Below are 9,524 nucleotides of genomic sequence, written 5' to 3' on the forward strand. Positions count from 1 at the left end.
TTTACATCAAATTGTCATAAAAGGTTAATATTCTACGCGCGTAACGTTACTTGGGAATATCGTTTATGCGCGTGTCATCATTTACTCGGCTATTGGCCGTTTTACTCACACTCGCCAGTATCTTACTGGCAGCCACTCTGTTCTGGGCTAGTCAAACTTTACTCGGTTTAGAGCAGCAAGATAACGCTTATAATAAGCTGAAAAACACCATCATTATTGATTTAAAAAGTTACCTTGATGATTATTTAGAGCAAGGTGACAGCCAACACTTAAATAAAGCCTCAACGCTGATTAGCGATGTTAAAAAGCAGCATTTAGCTGAGCTACCTAAAGATCTAGCGGGTCAACTAAATAGCCAACTGACAGCCCTCGATAAAGACATTAACGGTAAGTATCGCGCTTTAGGTAAGCTATCGGGTAACGAAATGGCACTGCTCGATAACTCGTTAAGACAAATGGCAGGCTCTGCCTCATCATTAATTGGCTATGCACGTAAAGCCGAGCCGCAAACAGCGCTTGCACTTGAGTATTATCAACTTGCAGCTGACTACTACAGCGAAGTGACATCACTTGCTTTATATACTTACAAGTTAGTGATCAACTTTGATCAAGACACTAAAAACAGCCTTAATCAAAGTGTTGAAAACTTAAATGCCCTTGCTACTAAAATCGACAGACTCGAAAACCTAGGTGTAATGAGTGAAGTGGATGAAGACGCTTTATTTTTTGGCGAAGAAGCAGAAGATTTAGCCGGTGATATTAAAGCTGAGCTAAGAAGCTGGCCTAAACGTTTCCCTCGTGATTTAGCATCAACACTTGAGCAAGCTGAGCAACGACAAACCGGCATGCAAGCACTGCGCGAACAAATTGGCGCGTTGTCTGCAACGGTGCTCGGTGCAGAGCAAAAACTAAAAGATGAACAAAGCCAGCTTAAGCAACAAGTGTTTATCGTGTTTTGTGTCGCTATTGGTATGCTGGTGGTTTTAGCGGCGGGTGTGTATTTCGTACAACGTAACCAAGTGCTTAACCCACTGCGCCAATTGCGTGATGGCTTTGCCTTCTTGATTGAAAGTAATGAGCTTAAAAACATTGAGAGTAAAAACCCGAAAACCGAGGTTGGTGAAATTGCTCATTACTTTAATCAATTGATTGAACGCCAGCGTGGTGAGGCTGAAGAGCGAGCACAAATGCTTAAGGTTATTAATGACTTTATGCTAGAGATGAGCGAGCACTTACATACCATTGCTCAGCAAACGGATGCCAGCCACTCTCAGGTGGAACAAAACCAAGGTTTACTTACTGATATTCAACACATTGGTGAGCAGGTCAATAACATTAATGGTCAAGTTGCTGATAATGCCAAACAAACCTTTGGTGCGATGGAGCAGAGCTTAGGCTTTGCCGACAGCATGTTAACCGCAAGCTCTCGCACTGAAGAACGGGTAGAGCAAGGTCTAGATAGCTTAAAAGAGCTATTAAAAGGCGTTGATGATGTTGGCCAAGTTATTGAGGTGATCAAAAACATTGCTGAGCAAACAAATCTACTGGCATTGAATGCGGCGATTGAGTCTGCACGTGCAGGTGAGCATGGTCGAGGCTTTGCGGTTGTCGCCGACGAAGTACGAAAGCTTGCCAGACAAACACAAGGCTCGCTTGATGATATCAACAACCAGCTAAACCGCCTAAGTGAAAATTCAACCATGGTATCAGAGCAAATTAGTGCACTGGCTACTGATGCCGAGCTGCAAACACAAAATGCTCAAGAGCTTAAACGTAATTCAGAAGGCGTTGCCGATAACGCGCAAGATGCTAACAAGGTAGCGTTTGATGCTATGGAGCTTGCTAAACAACAAAATGCCTTACTCGAAAACTTTAGCCAATCAATGCAGAGCATGAAAGGGCAGGTAAGTGAGTCAAACTCACTGGTTAGTGATATTCAGCACCGCCTACAAGAGCAAATGCACACCATTAAAACCAGCTTAGGTTTATAACTATTCAGGGGCGAGCAGTGGTTTGCATTGTTTGCCCTTAAATCATGCGGTATTCAATTTTTTGGGTATATACTCTGTACTCTTATTTTCTTTCAAGGAATCACGATGATCGAACAAGGCCAAACTTTACCTGCGGCAACCCTTAGCGAATTAACCAGCGAAGGCATGCAAACCCTATCAACAGAGGCATTATTTGCAGATAAAAAAGTAGTGTTATTTGCGGTGCCTGGTGCATTTACGCCAACCTGTTCAAACGCTCACTTACCTGAGTTTATTACGCTAGCCGATAAAATTACCGCTAAAGGCGTTGATGCAATTTACTGTGTATCGGTTAACGATGCATTTGTAATGAAAGCATGGGGTGAAGCTCATAACGCTGAGCATATTCGTATGTTAGCCGATGGTGATGCAAGCTTTACTAAAGCACTTGGTCTAGATAAAGACACGGCTGGCTTCGGTGGCGTACGTTCAAAGCGTTATGCGATGATCGTTGAAAACCAAACGGTAACAGGGCTGTTTGTTGAACAAGACAAAGAGTTTGTAGTAAGCCGCGCTGAAGCTGTGCTCGAAAAGCTTTAATAGCAATTCGTCTTATTGAGATAAGTACAAAAAAGCCGGACGTAAGTCCGGCTGAAAAGTCCCAGGGGGGATACTGGGGAGATCAACTATTAAGGTTGATACTGTGCATCCAATGTTACACCAGAGAAAGTACGGTAAGCATTTAAGCTTAAGTGCCACGTACCTGCTTGTGGATTACTGAATGTACATGTTTCTGCGTTACCGTTTTTGTACGGACGACAGTCATAGCTAGATGACGTTGGTTGGCTACCAAACTTAACGAATAAGTCAGCATCACCTGTACCGCCAGACGTTGTTACTGTGAAGCTTGCCATACCTGCTGGTACTTCTAGTGTGTAATGTTTCCATTGACCAGCACTTGCAGAGATATCAGTCACTGTGCCGCCACCTGCTTGTGGTGAACCTGAGCCTGAACCACCGCCAGAAGTTGTTAAATCACCCACAAGGCTAACACCTGAGTATGCAGAGTAACCATTGAGCATTACATGGTAAGTGCCTGCTGTTGGGTTATCGATAGAACATACTTCGTTGTTACCGCCTTTATACGGGCGACAATCATAGGTTGACGTTGTTGGTGCGCTACCTGCACGAACGTAAAGGTCAGCATCACCTGTACCGCCACTCATTGTGAAGGTTACGTTAGTTGCACCTGTTGGAACTTCCATTGTGTAGAAAGTTTGGCTGCTAGCTGAGCCACTTAAACCAGTTAGTGCTTGACCATCTTCTAATACGTTACCCGTTGGTGGTGGCGGTGTTGTGCCTGATGCAGCTGCAACAGCGGCTGCTGCATCAACAATACCTGTACCACAGCTTGTACATGTTGCCGGGAAAGAACGAGTTGTTGATTTTAAGATGCTTTCGATTTCATCTGGCGTTGCAGATGGTTTAGCTTGCTTGATTAGCGCTGCTACACCCGCAACATGTGGTGCTGCCATCGATGTACCTTGCGAGTAGTGGTATGAATCGCTGCTTGGGCCTGTAGAGCCTGAGTTGTGTGTTGATAACACACCTTCAGAGTCATTAGCAAAGCTTTGTGCGCCACCCGGTGCTGCAACGTCAATATTGCTACCGTAGTTTGAGTAGTAAGCACGACCACCGTTACGACCAACAGATGCAACGTTTACAACGCCATTACAGTTACCTGGGTTGTAGTTTGCAGAGTTATCGTTATCGTTACCTGCAGCAATTACGACTACAGAGCCGTTGTTACGCGCTTGGTTGATAGCGTTTTGTGTTGTAGAGCTACATGAACCGCTACCACCTAAACTCATGTTAATAACATCAGCAGGGTTAGCATTTGTAGGAACGCCAGAAACTGAACCACCTGAAGCCCAGATAATACCGTCAGCGATATCAGAAGTTAAACCACCACATTTACCAAGTACACGTACTGGAACAACTTTTGAGTTGTAAGCAACACCGGCAACACCTTCACCATTGTTAGTCACTGCTGCAACAGTACCCGCAACGTGCGTACCGTGCCAGCTTGAGTTTTGCGCACCATGTGTGTAACCACATTCGTTAGCGCTGATTGCATCACCTGGATCGCGTGCATCGCTATCACGACCACCACCATCGTTAGCTACAGACACATTAGAGATCATGTCATAGCCTTGAAGGATGTTGGCATTTAAATCAACATGAGGACGGTAACCAGTATCAAGTACCGCAACAACGACACCGCTACCCGTTGCTGTATCCCAAGCTGTAGGAAGGTTAAGACCACCTGCTTGCTCGTAGTAGTGCCATTGGTCGTCATAACGTGGGTCGTTAGGCGTTGCAAATGGCTTTAACATTTGGTCGATTTCGATGTATTCAACGTTACCTGATGCAACCATCTCTTGCATGAATTCTTGTGCTTCTTGAGCAGAAAGTTTTTTATCAGCACGCATTACGTGGTGATTACTCATCGCCATTGCACGAACATATTGTGCTTTTACTTTACCTTTTTTACTGGTGAAGTTTTTAACAAAGCCTTTTGCTTTTTTGTTCATCATAGTCGGCGTTTGTTCTGCTGCCGACATTGTCATCATTTCATCACTGTTGTTTTTATACTTGATGATGAATTGTGTACCAAAGCCTTCTTGGCCTTGTAATTTCGCTGCAGTTTCCTGCATAGATGGTGACATTAGTTGGTTTGGAGTAGCCATTGCTGCCGTCGTCCCAAACAACGCAGTCAAGCTCAGTGCAATTGCGCACTTCTTCAAGTTGTTGTTAGTTGTCATAATGATCCCTAGATTGTTATGTAAATCTCCACGATATTTTTCGCGAAGGGGGACAAAGGTAAAATAAATGTAAATTTAGTTAAAATATCGTTTTATTATGGTTGTCTCTATTTTGGTTATAACTAAATGTATAGACGTCTAAATCAGTCTTTTTATGGTGTTTTTTAGTGGTTTTCTCATAATAAAGTTATAATTTTATGGTTTTGAGTTTTTGCTTTATTCCGTTTTTTGGTTTTATCTTTTTTGTAAAAACACCTCAGTGTTAACACCGCAGCGACAATAACTTGTTATAATCAGCTAAATTTTTTTAGTGAGTATGAGTAATGACCCAAGTAGATGTAATTGTGATTGGCGCCGGTGCCGCAGGTTTGATGTGTGCTGCACAAGCAGGCTACCGTGGTCGCAATGTTACTGTGCTTGATATGGGCAAAAAGCCGGGCCGTAAAATATTAATTAGCGGCGGCGGGCGTTGTAACTTCACCAATGAAAACGCAAGCCCAGACAACTACTTGTGTGGTAATCCTCACTTTGTAAAATCGTGTTTAAGCCGTTATACCCAACATGACTTTATAGAGCTGGTGGACCGTCACGGCTTGGCCTATCACCATAAAACGCTGGGCCAGTTATTTTGTGATAACAGCGCTCAAGATATCGTCGACATTCTTTTAACTGAGTGTGAGTGGGCGGGTGTTAACATAGCGCTACGTAACGAAGTGATCAGCGTGACAAAAACCGATGCGGGCTATGAAGTTATTACTGAGCAAGACAGCTATCAATGTGAGTCGTTAGTTGTCGCATCGGGTGGATTAACCATGCCTAAACTCGGTGCATCACCAGTTGGTTATAAAATTGCCGAGCAATTTGGTTTAACAGTGTTACCAACCATGGCGGCATTAGTGCCATTTACGTTGCACCAGCATGATAAAGATCGCTTTGATGGGTTATCGGGGATCAGCATTCCTTGTCTGGTTACCAGTGAAGATGGCACCCAGTTTAAAGAAAACATCTTGTTTACTCACCGCGGCCTTTCGGGCCCAGCTATTTTACAAATCAGCTCTTTTTGGCGTGCAGGGCAAACTGTGTACATCAACTTGTTACCCGAGCTCGATTTAAAACAGCAGCTTGAGCAGTGGCGTCAGAGCCAAGGGCAAAAGTCACTAAAAAATACCCTTGCGACAATTTTACCAAAACGCTTTGTTGAAATGCTGCATGACACGAAAGCGATCCCAGATTGCAATGTAAACCAGCTAAGCCATGCGCAAATCGACGCATTACATAACTACATTCACAATTGGCAAATTAAACCCAACGGCACAGAGGGTTACAGAACAGCCGAAGTAACGCTTGGCGGTGTAGACACCGACGAGTTAAGCTCAAAAACCTTCGAAGCGAAAAAGTCACCGGGCCTTTATTTCATCGGCGAAGTCACCGACGTCACCGGTTGGCTAGGCGGCTACAACTTCCAATACGCCTGGAGCTGTGGCTTTGCAGCAGGGCAGTATTGTTGATTTTAGTTGCTAGTTGCTAGGGGAAAGATGTTAGTGGTTAGGTCAAAGGGGTTAGGTTTTAGGAGCTAGGTGCTAGGTTAGCACTTGCTTGTAGGTCGTGCTTTAGCGCGCTGTAGTGATTTGTAATCCCAAACTGAAAAATACCAGAAGAATAGTATTTAGGTTGATAAGATATGAATCTAAGGAAGGATGAAAATAAATTAATCGGTAAGCATGTTTTTTTAAACGGTAAAGTTGTGGCGGATAAAGTGGCACAGCGAATTGATTATTTAAAAAATAACGTAATGTTAGTCGTTGCATATTCCGATGATGGGTGGGCAACTTTACTGCGAGATCCTAATGATGGGCGTCTCTGGGAGCTAATATACGACGACTCAGGCTCTCATGGCGCAGGTGCACCGAGTTTGATTCACTTAACGCTGGATAATGCGAAAAACAAATACAAATTCAAGTAAGAGAATTAATGAACAGCTAACGCTGTCGAATCAAAAGCCTCGCACTCGCGGGGCTTTGTTCTTAATACACAGAGATTCAAAGAAGAAACTCTGTATCTTATATTTTCGCCTAGCCCCTAGCCCCTAGCCCCTAGCCCCTAGCCCCTAGTCCCTAGTCCCTAAAACTAGACAACTATAATGTTACCCATTTATTTTTCATGCATATGATTGGCGATAAGTAGTTAAATAAAATCATTGGAGTTAAGCTAAATTATTTTCTGATGCCATGGACGAGGTAGTGGCAAAAAGAAAGACCTGACACTATGAGTTCTGGAGTAAAATGATATGACTAATATGCTGAACGTTTATATGGATGATATAGAAGTTATTAGTGATGAAACCCCACAATCATTTGATAAGCTTAAAAAAGGTGTGTTATCTGATGATAGTGAAATAAGAGAAAGATCATTTTCTAAATTGGCATGCTTTGAGTATACCGAAGAAATTAAAAATATTTTTAACAGAGGATTACTAGATAGCGATGAACTTATTCGCTCTGATTGTATAGAATTTCTTGCTGAATTTGATTTACTTGATAATTTAGAAAAGATTTGCGAATTATTAGATGACCCTAGCCATTACGTCGTTAATTCATGTGTAATTAGTCTAGCTGAGCTAAATTCTAAAAATGAAAAAGTTGTTAAGCTTTTGATTAATAAGTTAAAAGGTGGGCAGCTTCAGAGTGGAACTGTTTTAAGAATTCACTATGCGTTATATAAACTTGATCCAACATACTCAATTGGGAACCTATTAGTTTGCTATTCTGACTCCAGAGATTATCGAGATAGGTGCGCTATTTTAAACTTATTAGCAGAGGGAATCCGAGAAGAGGATATCCCTGTGATAAAAGAGAAGCTAGATAAAATTGTAAATCCTAATGATTTTAGATCTGTACTATTTAAATATGATGAACTTTTAGATTCATTAGATTGATCAGTGATTTCAATTTAAATCTAAAGCTTCGCACTGGCGGGGCCTTGTTTTTTCTAGCTGTGGTGGCTTGGATTTTGTTTTCAAGACTGGCTAAGCTACTCAATGAAAAGAACCGCTTGCTGGCATGGGTGAGGTAGTGACAAAAGCAAGACCTAACCCCATGTGTTTAAAGCGCAGAAAAAGGTGCATGATTTTTAATGACTGAAATTACAAAAAATCAAAGATTGGTATGTAATGAATTTAATGCTGACTTTGTATCATCTCCCGAAGATATGAAAGTTGGTATTTCTCGTAACGTCAAGCAAGGGGTTATTCCTATTAATGGACTAAGACACTCTCCTGAAGGAGATACAACAGGTTGGTACATTTGGGGGGGAGAAGAGTTTTCTGAAGAACCTGATTTTTTCGTTCCTCTTCATGTTGCTCATTTAGGTGAGTGGTGTTCTGATATCAAAAAATTTCTTGCGCTACCTCCGGGCTATAGGTTTTTAATCGCTGGAGATTATGTTGATGTTTGGTTTGATGAGTCTTTATTAAATATTTGACGACATAGTTTGAATTCTAAGCTTCACACTCGCGGGGGCTTTTTGTTGTTTTCAACTTTGATGATATTCTCGATAGATTAATTAATTGTGTGGTATCCAATTTAAGATGAAAGGAATAACTCATCTGCTAGAAGTTCAACAGAAGTGTTGTGAACACTATAGTGCACAATATACACCAGTTGACGAGGAGCAAATGGTAGTAATATCTGACGGTGTATATGAGGGGCTGCCTTTAGAAGGAGTTCGTTACCCTTCACCGGACCATATGAGCGGTTGGTGGTTAACCACTGACGAATATAATGGAGATATTTCGAGTTTAAAAACGGTTCACTTTACTCATATTGTAAAATATAGACCTGAAGTAGCTATTTATATGGCTTTGCCACCTGGATATCGATTCATGCTGGGTGGAGAGCAAGAACATGTTTGGTTTGATGAAGAAGTAGCAAACGACAAATAGATAATATCTTTTTAATTCAGAGCTTCGCACTCTCGGGCTTTGTTCTTAATAAACATGGCTCAAAGAAGAAACTCGATATCTTATATTTGCACCTAAAGCCTAGCACCTAGCACCTAGCACCTAGTAACTAAGCTAGACAACTATAATGTTACCCAATTATTTTTCATGCATATGATTGGCGATAAGTAGTTAAATAAAACCATTAGAGTTAAGCTAAATCATTGTCTGATGCATGGGCGAGGTAGTGGCAAAAAGCAAAAGCCCATGTGTATGTAAATAACCTAGATCAGTAATTATAAAGCTGGAAGAAAATGATTATTGAAATTACGAAATGGTCCACGGGTTTTAGAAAAGTATCTTTTAATAAGGTATTGCGTCGAGAGTTGAAAATGACGATTGCAGAGGCAAAGACCACTGTGAATGAAATTCTTGTGGGAAATATTGTAAGGCTGCCATACACAAAAGAGTTGGAACTTGAGGTTAAGAAAGCAGAATTATCTTACGACCTTATTGATGATTAAAAGTTAAGAAGATTCTACCTTAGTTTGATTCCAAATATATTCTTAGTGGAATCTGGGGTTGTTTTCAAAAAACAGTGACTCAAAGAAGAAACTCGATATCGTATATTTGCGCCTAGCACCTAGCACCTAGCACCTAGCACCTAAAACCTAGCTACAACACTTGCCGCCCTAAATGACGCCCTACATAATTTTGATAGCTGATAGCTGATAGCTGATAGCTGATAGCTGATAGCTGATAGCTGATAGCTGATAGCTGATAGCTGATAGC

9 protein-coding genes are annotated in these 9,524 nt (G+C 41.7%); 8 read left to right on the forward strand and 1 reads right to left on the reverse strand.

What is annotated here, in order from left to right:
- The first annotated feature begins 65 nt into the window (after positions 1-65).
- Both MTF66_RS32725 and MTF66_RS32730 read left to right on the forward strand, forming a co-directional pair.
- Positions 66-1,991, forward strand: a complete 1,926-nt coding sequence (locus MTF66_RS32725) for a methyl-accepting chemotaxis protein (RefSeq protein WP_248529774.1) — start codon at positions 66-68, stop codon at positions 1,989-1,991.
- A gap of 105 nt (positions 1,992-2,096) precedes the next feature.
- Entirely contained in the window at positions 2,097-2,570 is a 474-nt protein-coding gene (locus MTF66_RS32730; RefSeq protein WP_063529354.1) for a peroxiredoxin, read from the forward strand.
- 89 nt (positions 2,571-2,659) lie between these two features.
- On the opposite strand, the gene MTF66_RS32735 is transcribed toward MTF66_RS32730, so the two are convergent.
- Positions 2,660-4,795, reverse strand: coding sequence for a S8 family peptidase (locus tag MTF66_RS32735; protein ID WP_248529776.1), 2,136 nt, complete (start codon positions 4,793-4,795; stop codon positions 2,660-2,662).
- A gap of 323 nt (positions 4,796-5,118) precedes the next feature.
- Here MTF66_RS32735 and MTF66_RS32740 point away from each other — a divergent pair, with 323 nt between their 5' ends.
- The 6 genes from MTF66_RS32740 to MTF66_RS32765 all read left to right on the forward strand — a co-directional run bounded on the left by MTF66_RS32740 (position 5,119) and on the right by MTF66_RS32765 (position 9,256).
- Complete coding sequence (locus MTF66_RS32740) at positions 5,119-6,303, forward strand: NAD(P)/FAD-dependent oxidoreductase (RefSeq protein WP_248529778.1); 1,185 nt, start codon at positions 5,119-5,121, stop codon at positions 6,301-6,303.
- 173 nt (positions 6,304-6,476) lie between these two features.
- Positions 6,477-6,758 (forward strand): Imm27 family immunity protein, encoded by a 282-nt coding sequence (locus MTF66_RS32745; RefSeq protein WP_248529780.1) that lies wholly within the window; start codon positions 6,477-6,479, stop codon positions 6,756-6,758.
- 324 nt (positions 6,759-7,082) lie between these two features.
- Positions 7,083-7,730, forward strand: coding sequence for a HEAT repeat domain-containing protein (locus MTF66_RS32750; RefSeq protein ID WP_248529782.1), 648 nt, complete (start codon positions 7,083-7,085; stop codon positions 7,728-7,730).
- A 197-nt stretch (positions 7,731-7,927) separates the two neighbouring features.
- A complete protein-coding gene (locus tag MTF66_RS32755; RefSeq protein ID WP_308200308.1) occupies positions 7,928-8,275 on the forward strand; it encodes a hypothetical protein in 348 nt (115 codons plus the stop codon).
- A 106-nt stretch (positions 8,276-8,381) separates the two neighbouring features.
- Positions 8,382-8,735, forward strand: a complete 354-nt coding sequence (locus MTF66_RS32760) for a hypothetical protein (RefSeq protein WP_248529784.1) — start codon at positions 8,382-8,384, stop codon at positions 8,733-8,735.
- Positions 8,736-9,046: 311 nt separating this feature from the next.
- On the forward strand, positions 9,047-9,256 hold the full coding sequence (locus tag MTF66_RS32765; protein WP_248529786.1) for a hypothetical protein: 210 nt from the start codon (positions 9,047-9,049) through the stop codon (positions 9,254-9,256).
- The last annotated feature ends 268 nt before the right edge of the window (positions 9,257-9,524 follow it).

This window comes from Pseudoalteromonas sp. 2CM39R (assembly GCF_023161845.1).

Bases quoted from the DNA above. Each gene is read 5' to 3' on its own strand.
- MTF66_RS32725 (WP_248529774.1), top strand. From the start codon at position 66: ATGCGCGTGTCATCATTTACTCGGCTATTGGCCGTTTTACTCACACTC.
- MTF66_RS32730 (WP_063529354.1), top strand. From the start codon at position 2,097: ATGATCGAACAAGGCCAAACTTTACCTGCGGCAACCCTTAGCGAATTA.
- MTF66_RS32735 (WP_248529776.1), bottom strand. From the start codon at position 4,795: ATGACAACTAACAACAACTTGAAGAAGTGCGCAATTGCACTGAGCTTG.
- MTF66_RS32740 (WP_248529778.1), top strand. From the start codon at position 5,119: ATGACCCAAGTAGATGTAATTGTGATTGGCGCCGGTGCCGCAGGTTTG.
- MTF66_RS32745 (WP_248529780.1), top strand. From the start codon at position 6,477: ATGAATCTAAGGAAGGATGAAAATAAATTAATCGGTAAGCATGTTTTT.
- MTF66_RS32750 (WP_248529782.1), top strand. From the start codon at position 7,083: ATGACTAATATGCTGAACGTTTATATGGATGATATAGAAGTTATTAGT.
- MTF66_RS32755 (WP_308200308.1), top strand. From the start codon at position 7,928: ATGACTGAAATTACAAAAAATCAAAGATTGGTATGTAATGAATTTAAT.
- MTF66_RS32760 (WP_248529784.1), top strand. From the start codon at position 8,382: ATGAAAGGAATAACTCATCTGCTAGAAGTTCAACAGAAGTGTTGTGAA.
- MTF66_RS32765 (WP_248529786.1), top strand. From the start codon at position 9,047: ATGATTATTGAAATTACGAAATGGTCCACGGGTTTTAGAAAAGTATCT.